This window comes from Halomonas sp. NYA30 (assembly GCF_976980765.1).
In genome coordinates, this window is sequence record NZ_OZ334477.1 from 3,439,683 (window position 1) to 3,457,416 (window position 17,734).

At 53.8% G+C, this 17,734-nt stretch carries 15 protein-coding genes; 8 read left to right on the forward strand and 7 right to left on the reverse strand.

Annotation, left to right across the window (positions count from 1 at the left end; translation table 11 throughout):
* Positions 1-13: 13 nt before the first annotated feature.
* Positions 14-1,165, reverse strand: coding sequence for a GNAT family N-acetyltransferase (locus ACWI0H_RS16025; protein ID WP_485873939.1), 1,152 nt, complete (start codon positions 1,163-1,165; stop codon positions 14-16).
* Between the two features lie 192 nt (positions 1,166-1,357).
* Between ACWI0H_RS16025 and ACWI0H_RS16030 the strand changes: the two genes are divergently transcribed.
* From ACWI0H_RS16030 to ACWI0H_RS16045, 4 genes are all read left to right on the forward strand, one after another.
* Positions 1,358-2,713 carry an aldehyde dehydrogenase family protein gene (locus tag ACWI0H_RS16030; RefSeq protein WP_485873940.1) on the forward strand — a complete coding sequence of 452 codons (1,356 nt, stop codon included), beginning with the start codon at positions 1,358-1,360 and terminating at the stop codon, positions 2,711-2,713.
* Between the two features lie 88 nt (positions 2,714-2,801).
* Positions 2,802-5,414: an ATP-binding protein gene (locus tag ACWI0H_RS16035; protein WP_485873941.1), complete on the forward strand. Its 2,613-nt coding sequence runs from the start codon at positions 2,802-2,804 to the stop codon at positions 5,412-5,414.
* Positions 5,411-7,177: a two-component system response regulator gene (locus tag ACWI0H_RS16040; protein ID WP_176302454.1), complete on the forward strand. Its 1,767-nt coding sequence runs from the start codon at positions 5,411-5,413 to the stop codon at positions 7,175-7,177. The genes ACWI0H_RS16035 and ACWI0H_RS16040 overlap by 4 nt, the downstream gene beginning before the upstream one ends.
* Positions 7,167-8,030 (forward strand): MurR/RpiR family transcriptional regulator, encoded by an 864-nt coding sequence (locus tag ACWI0H_RS16045; protein WP_008956315.1) that lies wholly within the window; start codon positions 7,167-7,169, stop codon positions 8,028-8,030. Before ACWI0H_RS16040 ends, ACWI0H_RS16045 begins: the two co-directional genes overlap by 11 nt.
* An 11-nt stretch (positions 8,031-8,041) precedes the next feature.
* On the opposite strand, the gene ACWI0H_RS16050 is transcribed toward ACWI0H_RS16045, so the two are convergent.
* Positions 8,042-8,401 (reverse strand): RidA family protein, encoded by a 360-nt coding sequence (locus ACWI0H_RS16050; RefSeq protein WP_485873942.1) that lies wholly within the window; start codon positions 8,399-8,401, stop codon positions 8,042-8,044.
* Positions 8,402-8,482: 81 nt separating this feature from the next.
* Positions 8,483-8,968: an Lrp/AsnC family transcriptional regulator gene (locus tag ACWI0H_RS16055; RefSeq protein ID WP_008956313.1), complete on the reverse strand. Its 486-nt coding sequence runs from the start codon at positions 8,966-8,968 to the stop codon at positions 8,483-8,485.
* Positions 8,969-9,161: 193 nt separating this feature from the next.
* Between ACWI0H_RS16055 and ACWI0H_RS16060 the strand changes: the two genes are divergently transcribed.
* Complete coding sequence (locus ACWI0H_RS16060) at positions 9,162-10,853, forward strand: 2-isopropylmalate synthase (protein WP_101145202.1); 1,692 nt, start codon at positions 9,162-9,164, stop codon at positions 10,851-10,853.
* A gap of 130 nt (positions 10,854-10,983) precedes the next feature.
* Here ACWI0H_RS16060 and ACWI0H_RS16065 read toward each other — a convergent pair whose 3' ends face one another.
* Positions 10,984-11,841 (reverse strand): universal stress protein, encoded by an 858-nt coding sequence (locus tag ACWI0H_RS16065; RefSeq protein WP_101145201.1) that lies wholly within the window; start codon positions 11,839-11,841, stop codon positions 10,984-10,986.
* A gap of 169 nt (positions 11,842-12,010) precedes the next feature.
* On the opposite strand from ACWI0H_RS16065, the gene crcB (ACWI0H_RS16070) reads away from it, so the two are divergent.
* From crcB (ACWI0H_RS16070) to ACWI0H_RS16080, 3 genes are all read left to right on the forward strand, one after another.
* Positions 12,011-12,412: a fluoride efflux transporter CrcB gene (gene crcB / locus ACWI0H_RS16070; protein WP_101145200.1), complete on the forward strand. Its 402-nt coding sequence runs from the start codon at positions 12,011-12,013 to the stop codon at positions 12,410-12,412.
* Positions 12,409-12,795: a fluoride efflux transporter CrcB gene (gene crcB / locus ACWI0H_RS16075; protein WP_101145199.1), complete on the forward strand. Its 387-nt coding sequence runs from the start codon at positions 12,409-12,411 to the stop codon at positions 12,793-12,795. The genes crcB (ACWI0H_RS16070) and crcB (ACWI0H_RS16075) overlap by 4 nt, the downstream gene beginning before the upstream one ends.
* Positions 12,796-12,983: 188 nt before the next feature.
* Positions 12,984-13,949, forward strand: a complete 966-nt coding sequence (locus tag ACWI0H_RS16080; protein ID WP_485873943.1) for an arsenic resistance protein — start codon at positions 12,984-12,986, stop codon at positions 13,947-13,949.
* Here ACWI0H_RS16080 and cfa read toward each other — a convergent pair.
* The 3 genes from cfa to ACWI0H_RS16095 form a co-directional block, all read right to left on the reverse strand.
* The gene (gene cfa / locus ACWI0H_RS16085; RefSeq protein WP_485873944.1) at positions 13,942-15,102 is read right to left on the reverse strand and encodes a cyclopropane fatty acyl phospholipid synthase; all 1,161 of its coding nucleotides are present in this window, start codon (positions 15,100-15,102) and stop codon (positions 13,942-13,944) included. The genes ACWI0H_RS16080 and cfa overlap by 8 nt on opposite strands.
* Before the next feature lie 207 nt (positions 15,103-15,309).
* Positions 15,310-16,167 carry a universal stress protein gene (locus ACWI0H_RS16090; protein ID WP_485873945.1) on the reverse strand — a complete coding sequence of 286 codons (858 nt, stop codon included), beginning with the start codon at positions 16,165-16,167 and terminating at the stop codon, positions 15,310-15,312.
* A 19-nt stretch (positions 16,168-16,186) separates the two neighbouring features.
* A complete protein-coding gene (locus ACWI0H_RS16095) occupies positions 16,187-17,677 on the reverse strand; it encodes a SulP family inorganic anion transporter (RefSeq protein WP_485873946.1) in 1,491 nt (496 codons plus the stop codon).
* Positions 17,678-17,734: the final 57 nt, after the last annotated feature.

The following is a 17,734-nucleotide window of genomic DNA, read 5'->3' on the forward strand; positions in this document are numbered from 1 at the left end:
ATGATCGTTAAAATCACTGCTTAAATGGCAGCGCTTGATGGGCCGCTTCGCGATAGGCGCTGACATGCTCGCCCTCTTCCTGGCAAAACTGGGCGACACCGGCAGCAAGCCCCGGATGGCGAATATAGTGCAGCGAGCGCACTCGTTGAGGGGCAAAGCCACGCACCAGCTTGTGCTCACCCTGGGTGCCTGGATCAAACAGCGTTAAGCCATGCTGCAAACAGTACTCAATCCCCTGGTAGTAGCAAGCCTCAAAGTGGAGACAATCAGCGACGACCTCGCTTCCCCAATAGCGGCCATATAACGTGCTACTGCCACGAAAATAGAGCGCTGCGGCTACCGGGCGGCCTTCACTATGGGCCTGTACCAGCACTAGCGCGTCCGGCATGGTTTGGCGTAGTTGTTCAAAAAAATCATGGTTTAAATAAGGCGGACGACCACGCTCATGGTAGGTAATCGCATAGCAGCGATAGAAATGTGCCATATCGGCGGAGGTAATCGCCTCGCCTTCCAAACGCGATACCGTTAAGCCTTGCTCAGCGACTAAGCGCCGCTCGCGCTTGATCATTTTGCGTCGCTTTGAGGTCAGGCTGGCCAAGAAGCCATCAAAGTCGCCAAAACCACGATCACGCCACTGAAACTGGACGCCTTCACGGGTGATAAGCTCGGGGCACTGTGCCTGCCAAGCGGTGACATCCGCTTCATTGGCAAACAGCAAATGCCAGCTTGAAAGGGCTTGGCTTGTGCACTGTTCACGCCATGCCTCGGCAAGAAACGCTCGCACTGCCGTGGCATCGGCGTGTTCAGCAATCAGCGTGCGCACGCCGGGTACCGGTGTGAACGGCACCGCGCTAAGCGCTTTAGGATAATAACGACCACCGGCGTGTTCTAACGCTTCCGCCCAGCCCCAATCAAACACATACTCACCGTAGGAGTGATGCTTGCGGTACATGGGCATCGCCGCGACTAGCTGCTCGCCTTGCCATACACTCAGATGACAAGGCTCCCAGCCGGTAGCCACGCTGACCGAGCCGCTGACTTCAAGTGCGTGTAAAAAAGCATGGCGTAAAAAGGGCTGATCGTTATCGACGAGGGCATCCCACTGGCTTGCCGTGACGGCCCCAATGGTGGGTAAAATAGTGAGCGACAGCGGATCTAACGGCATAGCACCTTCCAAGGAGTGTGGGGCTAACGCAATATAAATTACCAGCACCACTTTACACTAACTGACTGCATTAACCGTTTACATTAATCATTGTCGTCAGCCGTTTATACCGACCATCTCTACCCGACCAACTATACCGACATTGATACCCACGTTTATCACTCACGCCGATAGCGGCGTACAGGAGAGGCCATGAAGCGCGACCTAACGGGTGACTTCCAAACGCAGCGTCATGCTGCCGATCAAATGCCCTACCCGACGCTAACGGTGCGACGTGAACGACTGGCTCGCCTTGCGCGCATGACCAAGCATCACCAGCTAGAGATTATCCGTGCGATTCAAACCGATTTTGGTCAGCGCAGCGACGTGGAAATACGCATAGCCGAGATCAGCGCGGTACTAGACGCCATTCGTCACGCAAGACTCAATCTATGGCGCTGGATGCGCCCTTGGGCGGTCAGTATGCCCTGGCGGCTACTGCCAGCACGGGCTCGCATTGCGCCTCAGCCACTAGGAGTTGTCGGCGTGATATCACCCTGGAACTACCCATGGTGTTTGTCGTTAATGCCGGTGGTTGACGCCTTTGCAGCAGGTAATAGGGTGTTACTCAAACCTAGCAAGCACTCCCCCGCTACCAGCGCCCTACTGAAGCGATTAGTACCGCAATATTTTACCCCTGAAGAGTTCAACGTGGTGGAGGGCGATGAGGAGGTTGCGCGTCGTTTTAGCGGCTTACCGTTTGATCACTTGATATTCACTGGCTCTACCGCGGTGGGACGGCAAGTCGCCCAAGCGGCGGCGGCGAATTTAACCCCAATCACGCTAGAACTGGGCGGTAAATCGCCTGCTATCGTGGCGGGCGATGCCGACCTGGATCAAGCGGCCGCAGCGATTATTTTCGGCAAAGGTATGAACGGCGGACAAACCTGTATTGCCCCTGACTATGTGCTGGTAGAGAGCCGCCATATTAGCGGCTTGGTTAAGGCGTTAAGCCACGCCATTCAGCAGCAGCGACCCGACGATCACGCAGCCACGTCTCCCATTGATGCAGCTCATCAACAGCGGCAAGAGGCCATGCTCCAAGAAGCCCACGATCATGGCTGTAGAATCATTGATTACGGCCCGCATGCGCCTGCACTGATTATCGATCCCCATCAAGGCCTTCAGGTGATGCGTGAAGAAACGTTTAACCGCTGCCTATCGGTGATTGGTGTCAGTGATATAACGGCAGCTATCAACGTTGTGAATGCCCGCCCCCACCCATTAGCCCTTTACGCATTTACTCACGATAAAGGTTTACAGCAACAGCTGCTGGAAACCACTCGTTCTGGGGCACTGGTGTTTAATACGACGCTGCTGCATCACGCAGTGCCATCTTTACCTTTTGGTGGTGTAGGAGAGAGTGGCATGGGCGCCTATCACGGCCGCCACGGCTTTGAGCGATTTAGTCATTTACGTAGTATTTTTTATCAATCAAAACGCACACCTAGCCACATGCTTTATCCGCCTTACCGGCGCTGGCTAATGAAACTGATTGGGCTTGGTTAAAGCTTACGGGTTAATGTCCGATATTTAGTTATACATTGGCATAAAACCCTTATGGTATGTTTTATTAATTCTCAGCTTTGGAATAGTCATGCAAGCCACAGAAACACCTGATAATGAAACACAGCGTTTGGCGGCCTTGCATGCTTTACAGGTACTCGACACCCCTCTCGATACGGCTTTTGAGCGTATGACGCAATTGGCCCGTGACCTGTTTGATGTGCCTATTGCGCTGGTTTCATTAGTCGATCAAGAGCGCCAATGGTTTAAATCGCACCAGGGACTTGATACCTGTGAAACCAGCCGGGAAGTCTCTTTCTGCGCCCATGCCATTGCACTTGATGCGCCACTGGTGATCGAAGATACGCTTCACGACGAGCGCTTTAGAGATAATCCACTGGTCGGCGACCTGCCGCATATCCGCTTTTACGCAGGTTACCCACTACGGCCATTAAATGGCATGCCGGTAGGCACACTGTGTATCATTGATCGCCAGCCTCGCGTCTTCAGCGAGCGTGACTTAATGTTACTCGGTAGCTTGGCCGGTCAAGTAGAAGAGCTATTACACCAGCATAAGCTGCAGGTGGACCTTACCCATACCGCGCGCCGTTTTGAGGCGCTATTCAACAAAAGCGCCACCGCCAAGATACGTATTGATCACGCGGGCCTGATTATTGGTATCAACCCCTTCGCACTGAACCTCCTCGGTTATGAAGAGAGCGAGCTACTCGGAAAAAATGTCGCTGTGCTCACTCCCCCAGACATTAGCTCACAGCACGATTCGTTTATCGCCCGCTATATTGCTGGTCACGAGCCCAAAGTCATTGGGCGTGGCCGTGAAGTCGAGGCATTACATAAAGAGGGACGTTACATACCGGTTCATCTCGCGATTAATGCCATCCACGATGATCACGGAAAAGTGGTCGAGTTTTTAGGCGTACTCACCGATTTAACCGATGTTTACAACGCCAACCGCAGGATGCGTAAAGAGCAGAACTTGCTCAAAGTGCTCCACCAGGGCGTTACCGACTATCAAGCATTAATGTCGGGAAAACGCCTATGGACCTTCTTAATGGAGGCGCTTCGCGACCTTACCGACAGTGACTACGCGCTGATCGGTGAAGTAATGCCCACCACGACCACCAATGCGCTTAAAATCCATGCGATTACCGACCTGTCCTGGAGTGAAGAGTCTCGCCTCCTGATGGAGCGACTGCGTAGCGGCGATATGACCCTCACCAACCCCAAATCGCTGCTTGGCCGCGTATTTGCGTTTGGCGAAGTGATTATGACCGATGACGTTTATAGTCACGTCAAACGCGGCGGTTTCCCCCCGGGTCACCCACCGCTGCATAATTACCTGGGTGTACCCATATTCAGCGGCGAGCGGCTGATCGGCATGTTTGCCATCGCCAATAGTAAACAGCCGCTCAATCAGGCACTGCTGGATTGGTTGCAGCCGTTTACCGATACCTGTGCTCTGCTGATCAACCTTTACAGCCAAATGGCAGAGCGCGAAGAGGTCACCAAAGATTTGGCTAACGCCAGAGATCAAGCGGAAATAGCCAATCAGGCGAAAAGCGAATTTCTCTCCTCGATGAGCCATGAGTTGCGCACCCCGCTCAATGCCATCATTGGGTTTTCTCAATTGCTAGCCAAAGGACGGCGCGACCCACTGACTGAAAAGCAGCAGCGCCAAGTAACACAAATTGAGAAAAGCGGGCTTCATTTACTGAGTTTAATTAATGAGGTACTCGATCTCGCCAAAATAGAAGCAGGTCATCTGACGCTGTCCATTGAGGCAATCGTAGTGACCAACGTGATTGATGATGCTTGCAGTACGCTTGAGGCCAATATTGAAGCGGCGGGTATTACGTTACTTCGCACACCCCACCCTCCCCACTGGCAAGTCAGCGCAGACTACACCCGCACCAAACAAGTGCTGCTTAACCTGCTCTCCAATGCGATTAAATATAATAGTCATTACGGGACTATCGAAATCGCAGTAACGCAAGAGAGCGATGAGCTATGTATTAGCGTTACCGATTCGGGAAAAGGGATTGCTGCCGAGCGCCAACATGAGCTATTTGAACCGTTTAATCGCCTTGATGCCGAGCAGAGCACAACGGAAGGTACGGGTATCGGCTTAGCCATCACCCGCGAACTCATTGGGCGGATGCAAGGGCGAATCGGTGTGGAAAGTGCACCAGGAGAAGGATCCAGCTTCTGGTTTACGTTACCTATCAACGAACAGAGCCTACCGCAAGAAAACATGCTGCCTAGCGAAATCTCAGAGACCGCCAACGAGACTGAGCACATCTTCCAGCTGCTTTATATTGAGGACAATCCAACTAACCAACGGTTGATGGATGACATTATAGAAGACTATCCCAATATTGAGCTTCAGACGGTGTCCAGTGCAGAACTAGGGCTTGAAATCATGCGACACTCGCCGCCTGATTTAGTGTTAATGGATATTCATTTACCCGGTATGAATGGCTATCAAGCGTTAGCGGAGATACAGAACACCCCCGCACTCCAGCATATTAATGTGATTGCCCTGTCGGCCAATGCGATGGATCGCGATCTTCGCTATGGTTTAGCCGCCGGTTTTGCTGATTACCTGACGAAACCCATCGATATCGAGAAGCTAAGCCGTACGCTTCACCAGTTTTTACCGCCTGTGGTAAGGGAGGTGCCATGAGCCTTACCGAAAAACATCTGCTAGTTATTGATGACAACACGGTTAATATCGAATTATTGCTCGACCTACTTGACGAGTATGGCTTCGAGAATGTTCACGGTATTAATGATTCACGGGAAGTGCTTGGCCACTGTCAGTTGCAGATGCCTGACCTGCTACTGCTGGATATCCGTATGCCCTACTTAGACGGCTACGCGGTTATTGAGCAGTTGAGTGCCCACTTTGAAGAGCAGATGCCTCCGATCATTGTGCTCACCGCGCAAATCGATGATGCCACCCGTCAACGCGCTCTCGCTTTGGGCGTTCGTGATTTTATCACCAAGCCCTTTAAGCAGGATGAAGTCCTGCAGCGTATACGCAATACGTTGAACATTGAGCACCGCTATCAAATACGCGATAAGCAGGTCGACACGTTAGAACTGACGGTCGCTAAACGCACCCAAGAGCTTGATAGCCAGTCGCGCACTGACTCAATTACCCAATTACCCAATCGCCGCGGATTAAACCAGGCATTGCAAGCGGCAGCCCTTCAAGCCTCCGGCACAGGGGTATTGTTTATTGCGCTTGATAAATTAGATGATGTGGTGCGCCTGCACGGCTACCAGGTCGCCGACCAATTGCTGCGTCACATTAGCCAGCAGCTGCGACAACAGCTTAGCGCTGATTGCCTGCTCGGCTTGTGGGGTGGCAGCGAACTCCTGGTTATCACACCAACGGCAGATTCAGCCAAGCTGACGCAACTGGCTGAACAGCTGTTGAGCTGCTTTGAGCAGGATCAGGCGTTGGATGAGCTGCTGCTTCCCCTTAGCGCACGTATCGGGATTAGCGGTGAAACGGGCCATTTTGAGACTGAACGCCTGGTGCATATGGCCGCCTTAGCGTTGCCGCCCCAAGGGTCGCTACGCATCCAATGCTATACGCCAGCGATTGAGGAGAAGCAGCGCCATCAGCTACATATTCAGCAGGCGATACGCGGCGCCACCGAACGAGGTGAAATGTCGCTCGCTTTCCAGCCCAAACTATCGCTGGCCGATCACAAAATTATAGGCGCAGAAGCACTCCTGCGCTGGCACCATCCAGAGCTCGGTCTTATCTCCCCAGGCGAGTTTATTCCACTGGCAGAAGCCAGCGGTGATATTCTTGCCATCGGTGACTGGGTGCTCAATGAGGCGATGCGCTACATCAACCTTTGGCGGGCGCAAGGGCTGCTCAATGATGACTTCCATATTGCCGTCAACGTGGCCGCACGCCAGCTAACGCGTAAAGACTTTGCCCAACAGCTACTGGCGCGGCTTGAAGAGCAGCAGATTCCCCAGCGCTTTTTTGCTCTGGAAGTGACAGAATCCGGGCTGATGAGCGATATGGATCACGCTCGCCAACAGCTCGCGCAGCTGGCCAAAATGAATATCGCTGTCGCTATTGATGATTTTGGTACAGGCCAGTCGTCGCTGGCGTATATTAAAACGCTGCCCTTTTCGACACTCAAAATCGATCGTGCCTTTGTGATGGATCTGGAAACCAGCGCCATTGATCGCCAACTGGCGCAAACGATTACCCAGCTTGCACATAGTGTAGGTTGCGATGTGGTGGCAGAAGGCATCGAAAATTCCGCCCAAGCGGCGTATTTAAGCTCGATTGGCTGTGAGGCTGCACAAGGTTACTTTTACGCTCGCCCGCTGCCTGCCGAGGCCTTTGTGACCTGGTGCAGCGAATGGCAGCCGCTTCTTTCTACTTCTCCTAGGGAGGCCGTTAATGGCTCATGACTTACTTGACCGCTTACGCGAACGTTTAGAAGAACTCAACCGCTCGGAGCGTAAAGTCGCCAATGTAATTCTTGAGGACCCGACGGTCGCTACCAGCCTTAGCATTGCCAGCCTAGCGCAGGCGGCAAGCGTTAGTGAGCCCACGGTAAACCGTTTTTGCCGCAACTTTGGCGCCAAAGGCTACCCTGATTTCAAAATCAAACTCGCTCAGAGTTTGGCCGGTGGCACGCCTTATGTCACCCGGGCCGTGGAGCCCGGCGACACCGCCACCCAGTACACTCAAAAAATTTTTGGCGCCACCATAGCCGCACTAGACGAAGCACAGCGTGAAATCGACATGGCCGCCATCGAGCGCATGGTCGACTATCTCACCCAGGCAAAACAGATCCACATTTTTGGTTTGGGCGCTTCTGGCGCAGTGGCCCAGGATGCCCAACACAAGTTCTTCCGCTTCAACCTGCCGGTGATGGCCTACATAGACGTGCTGATGCAACGCATGGTCGCCGCCGCCTGCCATACCGGTGATGTGGTAGTGATTATCTCCTACACCGGCCGCACCCGGGAACTAGTGGATATTGCCCGCTTGGCGAGGGATGCCGGCGCCGTGGTTCTGGGCATCACCGCGCCCAATTCACCGTTAGCGCATGAGTGTACTGCCACGCTTGAAGTGGCCACGCCCGAAGACACCGACCACTACATGCCGATGACCTCGCGGGTAATCCAATTAACGCTGATTGATGCGCTGGCCACCGGGGTGACCCTGAGGCGTGGCGAAGACTTCTTACCCCACCTCAAGAAAATCAAAGACAGCCTACGCGACACCCGCTTTCCGGTGGAAAAGCCCGGCAAGTGAGTGGTGAGTGTTTACTCACTGACGGCGGCGGTCACGGTAATTTCCACTTTCAGCTCATCAGCTGGCAGCGGTGCGCACACGCAGGTGCGCGCCGGGGCGTAGCCTACCGGTACCCAGGCGTCCCATACTTCGTTCATGGCAGCAACGTCGCTGCCGTCTTTTAGGTAAACCGTCGCGCTAAGCAACTGTTCACGGCTTGAACCAATCTCTTTCAGTAGCGCATCTACCCGCGCCAGCATGCTTTCGGTTTGCGCGGTAATATCGCCATTACGGGCCTCAGGGCCAGCCACTTGACCACACAAATAGGCAACCCCTTGGTGAATCACCGCACGGCTCATGCGGGCTTTCGTATCGTGGCGCTGAATCGTCATAGTGCAAACTCCCAATAAGTAGAAAAAAAGCAGTCTAAACCGCTTAGCTTACCTTTGACCATGCCAAAAGCATTAAGGCTATCAAAGCCGATCGGTAGGCACCGGGCGATGTTCAAAGACCCGCCGCAGGACAAAGCTGGTGTGCGCCCCCGTCACGCCTTCAATCCGGTTGATCACGTGCAGGAGCAGGTGCTGATAGTCATCCATATCGCGCACCAGAATCTTGAGCTGAAAATCCGCCGCCTGACCGGTAATAATCAAACACTCAATGACGTTGGGTATCTCGCGAATATGGCGCTCAAAATTATCGAAGCGCTCCGGCGTGTGCTGATCCATGGAAATATGCAAAAGCGCCATCAGTTGATAACCCAGCTGGCGGGAATCTACCTCGGCACGGTAATGCAGGATTAAGCCATGCTCTTCCAGTGCCCTCACCCGGCGCAAACACGGCGAAGGTGAAAGCCCAATGCGGTCGGCCAACTCCTGATTACTGATACGCCCCTCCTGCTGCACTATATCCAAGATATGACGATCGAAACGATCCAACACCAATGGCGACACGGACATAACAGGCAGCTCCTACCAAAATAGTTAATCAAAACGATATATTATGCCAATTATGTTCTTGTTAACCCTATCTTCGCAAGAACCTAGCGCGGCAAACCTTTTACACTAAGGAAGCTGCCAAAAGCAGTGAACACGTTAGCACGGTCGCCACAAGCAGCCGACTCAATCACCCAGCTACGATTAGGAAACCACCATGTCTGCTTTTGATCATCGCAAATATCGCCCTGCGCCCCGTGTGCCTGCCTTCAATCGCCAATGGCCGGATCGTGACCTTGATCACGCCCCGATCTGGGTGAGCGAAGACCTACGCGACGGTAACCAGGCGTTACTTGAGCCGATGACCGTTGAGCAGAAACAGCGCTTCTGGCATCAGATCGTTAAAGTAGGTATCAAAGAAGTCATGGTGGGCTTTCCTTCGGCCAGCCAACCGGACTACGACTTCGTGCGCTGGCTGATCGAAGAGGATCAAATTCCCGATGACGTCACCATTGCGGTGCTGGTGCAGTGTCGCGAACACCTGATCGAAAAGACCTTTGCCTCGCTGGTAGGCGCCAAACGCGCCATTGTTCACCTCTACAACTCCACCTCAACGGTTCAGCGCGAACGTGTCTTTGAGATGGATCGCGCCGGTATTGTGGATATCGCGGTACAGGGCGCCACCTGGGTTAAGACCTACGCCGACCGTTACCCGGACATTGACTGGCGCTTTCAGTACTCACCGGAAAGCTTTTCCAGCACCGAAATCGATTTTTCCCTGGAGGTCTGCGAAGCAGTCTTGGATGTTTGGCAGCCAACGCCGGACAACAAATGCATTCTCAACCTGCCGACCACGGTGGAAGTGGCTGGGCCGCACCATCACGCCGACCAGATTGAGTACTTCTGCCAGCACATCAGCCGCCGCGACAGTGTGATCATCTCGGTGCATACCCACAACGACCGCGGTGGCGCTGTCGCCTCCGCCGAGCTTGCCCTGCTGGCCGGTGCCGAGCGGGTAGAAGGCACCCTGCTGGGCAATGGCGAGCGTACCGGTAATATGGATATCGTCACCCTGGCGATGAACCTTTATAGCCAAGGCATTGATCCTGAGCTGGATCTTTCCAATCCTGATGAAATCATTCAGGTCGTCAACGAGTGCACCGGGATTGCGATTCACCCACGCCACCCCTGGGTGGGCGAGATGGTCTACACCGCTTTCTCAGGCAGTCACCAAGATGCGATCCGTAAATCACTCAAGCACCAGAAGCCCGACGAGCCGTGGCAAGTGGCCTATTTGCCCATTGATCCCCATGACATCGGTCGCGACTATCAGGCCGTCATTCGCGTCAACAGCCAGTCCGGTAAGGGGGGCATGGCCTTCCTGCTGGAACGCGATTACGGCATTAACCTGCCGCGTTGGATGATGCTGGCCTTGGCGCCTTACGTGCAGCAAGAGAGCGAAAAACGCGCCAGCGAACTCTCCAGCGAAATGATTCGCCAGGTGATGTTTGATCACTTCACCCAGGAAGCACCGCTCTCGCTAGTCGACTACCGGCTTTCCAAGGGTCAGCAGGAAGGCATTGAAGTCACGCTGCAACAAGGTAGCGAAACGCTACGCCTTTCAGGCAAGGGCAACGGCGCGATGTCCGCGTTTACCGATGCGTGGCAACGTCACTCCGGCAGCAGCGTAGGCATTATCGATTACAGCGAGCACTCTCTCGGTGCCAGCAGCGAGGCCAATGCCATTGCCTTTGTGCAGCTTAATATCGATGGTCAGCGGCTCTGCGCGGTAGCCGAGGACAGCGATACGGTAAGTGCATCGCTCAAGGCGATCATCGCGGGTATCAATTTCACCGATCAAACGGTGGCAAAGGGATTATCTTCCAAGGAAGCAGAGCTGACGCTGTAACCGCCGCTGCCACCTAAACCTCAACTGGCGATGTAGCCTGACTCAAGCAGGGATTCATCTACGTCGCCAGCAAGCGTATCGAAGACAAATATTGCACACCCAGCTCTACTTTCGGTATTTCTCACATGGATTAGCGCAAAATCAACACCGGCAGCTGCGCTTTACGCAGCATCGCGGTGGTAGTACTGCCGACCAATAGGTGGCGAATTCGCGAGTGGCCGTAGGCCCCCATCACCAACATATCAATGCCGTTCTCTTGTTTGTAAGCACGTAGCGTTTTTTCTACTTCGCCAGAGCGGATGGCCCCTTCGGCAGTGTGACCGGCCTCGCGCAGTGTTTCTAATGCCCAGGCTAGCTGCGAGCGGTTTTCTGCGGTTTCCGCACCCACAATCACCACGTGGCAGGTGGCGCCCTCAAATAGTGGGCTTTTAGCCAGCATTTCCACGCCTTTACGCGCGGTGTTACTGCCATCGAATGCCATCATCACGTTATGCGGCTGGGTAAACTGTTTCGGCACCATAAGAATCGGCCGGTGCATTTCCCGCACCACACGCTCAAGGTTGGAGCCTAAATGGCCGCTGGCTTGGTGCGCCGTTTCGCCCCGCTTGCCGACTACCAGCAAGCGCACCTCTTTTTCGTTCTCGACTAACGTTTCCACCAGCGTACCGTTGCGCTGCAAGCACTGCGGCTCGGCAACGCCCGCGCTTATCGCACGCTCTTTGGCGGCGTCTAACAGTAGTCGCCCGCGTTCACGGGAGACTTTGGCATGCTGCTCTTCTATACCCGAGAGTTTTTCCAGCAGGTGCTCTCGGGTACCTAATCCTAGGTTACCGGTTAAATCCGGCTCGGTTACCTGGGCGTGATGATTATCGACGGTGTGGATAAAACTAAGCGGCGCATTCAGCGCTTTAGCGGCCCAGGCCGCATAATCACACACACCTTCTGAAAACTGAGAACTATCGATAGCGGCCAACACGCGATCTGACATGGAGTACTTCTCCTTGAGCGGGGGCATCAACATTGTTGTTATATTCTCGACCTTTTCTACACCAACTGATTGACGTGCGACACCCTAAAACGCTCTTGCGTGCTTCGGACGCTATAAAACGCACATGCTAAACTGGGCGGCCTATTTATTGAGCGCCTAAGGGGGAAGCATGAGTGATGGCTTAACAAGCGTACTGTTAGTCGCACTCGGCGGCGCGCTGGGTGGCATGGGGCGGTTTGCGGTTTCCAATCTACTGGCCCGCTATCTCGGTAAGGCCTTTCCCTGGGGAACCCTGGCGGTTAATGCCAGCGGCGCGTTTCTAGCGGGCTGGCTACTCGGCAGCCTAGGTATCGCCAACGCCCCCTCACCTTTATGGCTGTTCACTGTCGCCGGTTTACTGGGTGGCTACACCACCGTTTCTTCTTTTAGCCTGCAGACCATCGAGCTATGGCAAGGCGGCCAGCAACTGCGCGCCAGCGTGAATGTAGGGGCCACGCTGCTGTTTGGCTTAGCCATGGTCACCTTTGGCTGGTTGTTATCAGGCGCTTCTCTGTCAGGAGCGAACTTATGAGTGCCTGGAGAGCGTACCTTGCGGTGGGCATCGGCAGCGGCGTCGGCAGCGTGCTACGTTACGGCGTTTCGCTGTTATCGCAGGCGGCATTAGGGGGTTATTTCCCGTGGGGAACACTTATCGTCAACGTGCTGGGTTCTTGTTTAATCGGCTGGTTGGCTGCCACCTTCTCGCGCTCACCCCACAGCCCACTCGCGCGTTTGCAACCGTTACTGGTCGCCGGGTTTTGCGGGGGCTTTACCACCTTTTCGCTGTTTAGCTTAGAGACGCTGTATCTGGTGCAGGTGGGCAAACCAGCTATGGCGCTGGTTTATATAGTGGTCAGCCTGCCGCTTTGGCTGGGTGCCGCCGTTGTGGGTGAACGCATGGCGCTTTCTCGTTAGGCTTTGTACGAAAACTGCCTGCGCTCGTCTATACGGCGTTAAAAATCATCTCGTGCGCGAGTCCGATCAAAATGCTCATTTACACCCTGTAAACTCCGCTTTTTCGTTGATTTTTGCCTTGTCTAGCCATCGCTCGCCGACTTTTCGTACAAACCCTAGCAAAACCGTCAGCCAAAGGACGATCCAGTATGCGCGATCAGATGGAACAGTATCAGTCTTGGCTCTATCTGGTATTCATTGGCTTGGGTTTAGCACTAGGCATCGGGGCGCCGGGATTTGCTCAGCGCCTAGCGCCGTTAGTATGGCCTCTATTAGGCATACTACTGTATGCCACCTTTACTCAAATCCCCTTACTGAACATTGCCCGCAGCTTCACTGACAAGCGCTTTATGGCGGCGTTACTAACCGGCAACTTTATCGCCATTCCCGCTTTTTTAGCGCTTTTCGTTTTGTGGCTACCGCTTTCTTCCGCAGTGCTGGCAGGCGTTCTGCTGGTACTGCTAGTACCCTGCACCGATTGGTTTATCACCTTTACGCATTTAGGCAAAGGCGATGCCGCCCGGGCGATGGCTGCCACCCCGCTACTGCTGCTGGTGCAGATGGTTGCGCTACCGATTTATCTTTGGCTGTTTTTAGGCAGTGAATGGTTTCAGTTAACGCTTTCTAAAGAGCTACTGAGTGCCTTTACCGGCCTTATTATTACGCCGTTAGTGCTCGCTTGGCTGACTGAATACCTAGCCCAAGGCCGCCGCAGCATTAAACGCAGCGTTGCCTGCCTGGGGCTGCTGCCCGTGCCGCTATTGGCGCTGGTGGTGTTTATGATTGCCGCTTCGCAGGTTCACACTGTGATCGAGCTTAGCGAGGTGTTGGCTCAGGTCGTCTTTATCTTTATCGGTTTTTTACTCTTCGCGGCACTGCTGGGCAAAGGGCTAGGCAAGCTGTTTGCATTGCCCACCGCTAGCGCCCGAACCCTGGCCTTTAGCTTTGGCACGCGTAACTCCTTTGTAATGCTGCCTATTGCGCTAACGCTACCTAGCGCTTGGCAGGCAGCGGTCGTCGTGATTGTGTTTCAATCACTGGTAGAGCTCTTTGGCATGGTGGCGTTCTTACGCTGGGTGCCTAGCAAGCTATTGCCAGAGAAAATAATTAACTGATGCGGTGATAGCCTCCCAATACCCCCTGCTTGCTCATCACAAATTGCCAAAGATGGATTTCCCGGGCGCGGAAAGCACCGGCGCAGCTTAATAAGTAGTAGCGCCACATACGATAAAACCCTTCGCCATATTGGGCTTTAAACGTCGGCCAGTTAGCCTCAAAATTTTGATGCCAAGCCATCAGCGTTCGGTCGTAATCAGCCCCAAAGTTATGTACATCTTCCACGACGAAAAGCGCTTCAGAAGCCTCAGTAACCTGCCCCATGGTGGGCAGTTCCCCATTGGGAAAAATGTACTTATCAATCCAGGGGTCGGTGACCGTATTGCTTAAGTTTTTACCAATGGTATGTAGCAAAAAAAGCCCGTCATCTTTTAAGCAACGGTGTGCGACACTCATAAACTCGCGGTAGTTTTTATGCCCCACGTGCTCAAACATGCCGATGCTGACAATACGGTCAAACTGCTCGTACTCATTACGGTAATCCTGCAAGCGAAACTCGACCGGCAAGCCTTTTTTGATCAGCCGCTGCCCGAACTCGGCTTGCTCTTTAGAGATCGTAAGGCCTACGCATTCAACACCGTAATGCTCGGCGGCGTAGGCCATAAAACTTCCCCAACCGCAGCCAATATCTAGCACCCGCATACCGGGCTTTAGCTCAAGCTTGCGGCAGATCAGATCAAGCTTTGCTTCCTGGGCCTCATCCAGCGTTTGAGCATCTTTCCAATAGCCGCAGGTATAGGTCATGCGCTGATCGAGCATGGCGGCGTAAAAGTCATTACCCAGATCGTAATGCTTTTCGCCCACTTCCCAGGCACGCTTCACCGTTTGCCGATTCAGCAGGCGCGAACGCAGAGAGTGATAAATCAATTGAGTGGGCTTGATACGCTGCCCGAGCTGGGCACGCATTAAGCGGTAAAACAGCTCATCAAGCCGATCGGCGTTCCAGTCCCCCTTCATGTAGCTTTCGCCAAACCCAAGATTGCCTCGCGCGAGAGCGCTATCAATAACGCCGGGGGCATTCAATTGGATATCCCAGGGGCGGTGCCCGTCGAAATGAATATCGGCTTGGGCCAGTAGCTCAGCAACAAAACGGTGGGAAGTAGAGGCTTCGTCGAAGCCAACAGGCTTTTTTTCCAACATAGGCATGTTCACAGCAGGCTCCTTACGCTATTCCAGTGGGTGAATAGGTTACAACCTGACTACTAGCATAGAAGCGCATGGCAACATTAGCATCATTTGATGGAGATCATTTATGCACTGCAGAGACTAAAAAGCCGGCTCACTCAAGAAAGAGGGCCGGCTGCGAAGGTAATACGCAAAGCGAGCTAAACGGTTATGCGCTACTGCTTTTTTTGAGTTTTAGCGCAAAATCAGCACCGGGATGCGGCTACCACGTAGCATAGCCGTTGTGGTGCTGCCAACCAGCAGGTGGCGAATACGCGAATGGCCGTAGGCGCCCATCACCAGCAGGTCAATGCTGTTCTCTGTTTCGTAGGCTTGTAGGGCTTCATCTACCTCGCCTGCACGAATAGCGCCTTCGGCTTGGTGGCCCGCTTCACGCAATGTGCCTAACGCCCACTCAAGCTCAGAACGGCGTTCAGCCGTTTCCGCACCCACGATCAGCACATGGCACTCAGTGCCAGCAAAAAGCGGCGAACGAGCCAGCATCTCGACGCCTTTACGGGCGGTTTTGCTGCCGTCAAAGGCCATCAATATCTTTTCAGGCCGATTGAAGGTTTTTGGCACCATCAGGATGGGGCGGTGCAATTCACGCACCACCCGCTCAAGGTTAGAGCCAAGGTGGCCACTGGCCTGATGGGCGGTTTCACCGCGCTTGCCCACCACCAGTAAACGTATGTCTTTCTCAAGCTCTAACAGGCTTTCCACCAGGGTGCCATTGCGTTGGCGTGTGGCGGGGTCGCTGACCCCATCTTCTATTGCGCGCTCTTTGGCGGCTTCCAACATCAACTTGCCTTGCTCGCGATTCACTTTAGCGCGCTGCTCATCAAGTTCGGAAAGCTCTTTCATCAGCCGTTCGCGGGCGCCGAAACGCAGGTTGCCGGAAAGGTTCTGCTCTTCGGGTACTGCTGAGTGGTTGTCGACCACATGCACAAAGGTTAGCGGTGCATCCATGGCCGAGCTTGCCCAGGCAGCGTAATCGCAGACGCCTTCGGAAAACTGGGAGCCGTCAATAGCGGCTAATACTTGATCTGTCATGTTGCGCTCCTTGCGTTGGTTAGTGGCCGCCCATCAACTTTTCAACCGCTTCGGGGTCGTTATGAACCGCATAGCGATCCACTACCGTCGCGCTGGCTTCGCTCAAACCAACAAGCTCTACTTCAGTACCCTCACGGCGGAATTTAATCACGATCCGGTCCAGCGCTTGTACGGCAGTCACATCCCAGAAGTGTGCTCGGGAAAGATCAATCGTCACTTTCTCGATACTTTCCTTGAGATCGAAAGCGGCCGTGAAACGCTCAGAAGAGGCGAAGAACACTTGGCCGACTACTTGATATTCACGCTCTTTGCCAGCTTCGATCTCTCGTGACCCGATGTAGAGAATGTTGCCCACTTTGTTAGCGAAGAACAGCGCGGCAAGCAGCACACCGACAAACACTCCGATCGCCAGATTGTGCGTACTGACCGTGACCGCCACGGTAGCCAACATGACGATATTGGTGCTTAGGGGGTGTTTTTTAAGGTCTCGGATCGATTCCCAGCTAAAGGTGCCGATTGATACCATGATCATTACCGCCACCAGCGCCGCCATGGGTATCTGCGACACCCAATCTGACAGGAAGACCACCATCATTAAGAGCACCACGCCAGCAATCAGCGTCGATAATCGCGTCCGGCCACCGGACTTAATATTAATAACTGATTGACCGATCATGGCACAGCCAGCCATGCCGCCCATCAGCCCGGCACCTATATTGGCAATCCCCTGCCCTTTACACTCGCGATTTTTATTACTCGGTGTATCGGTCAGGTCATCCACAATGGTGGCGGTCATCATCGACTCAAGCAGGCCCACCACAGTCAGCATCAACGCGTAAGGTAAAATAATCCATAGTGTTTCCAGATTCAGCGGCACGCTGGGCCACAGAAAAACAGGCAGCGTATCGGGCAGTTCACCCATATCACCGACACTGCGGATATCCATCCCACTAATCATATAGACCGCGGTTAGCACCACAATGCAGACCAACGGTGAAGGAATCGATTTACCGATGACCGGTAAATAGGGGAACAGATAGATAATGCCCAAGCCCGCCAACGTCATGGCATAAACATGCCAGGTCACGTCGGTCAATTCCGGCAGTTGCGCCATGAAGATCAAAATCGCCAGCGCATTCACAAACCCAGTAACCACTGAGCGCGACACGAAGCGCATCAAATCCGCGAGTTTCAGGTAACCGGCTATAATCTGCAGTACACCGGTAAGCAGCGTTGCCGCCAGTAGATATTCAAGCCCATGTTCGCGCACCAGCGTCACCATCAGTAACGCCATAGCGCCGGTTGCCGCTGAAATCATGCCGGGACGACCACCGGTGAAGGCAATAATCACCGCGATACAGAAGGAGGCATAAAGACCAACTTTGGGGTCAACGCCTGCGATGATTGAAAAGGCAATCGCCTCGGGAATCAGCGCAAGGGCGACCACGATTCCCGAGAGCGTGTCGCCTTTAATATTGGAAAACCACTCTTGCTTACTATAGAGAGACATTCAGGGAGTCCATGGCTGGAGGTTAAAATAGTACAAACCCTCGACGCGACACAGTGG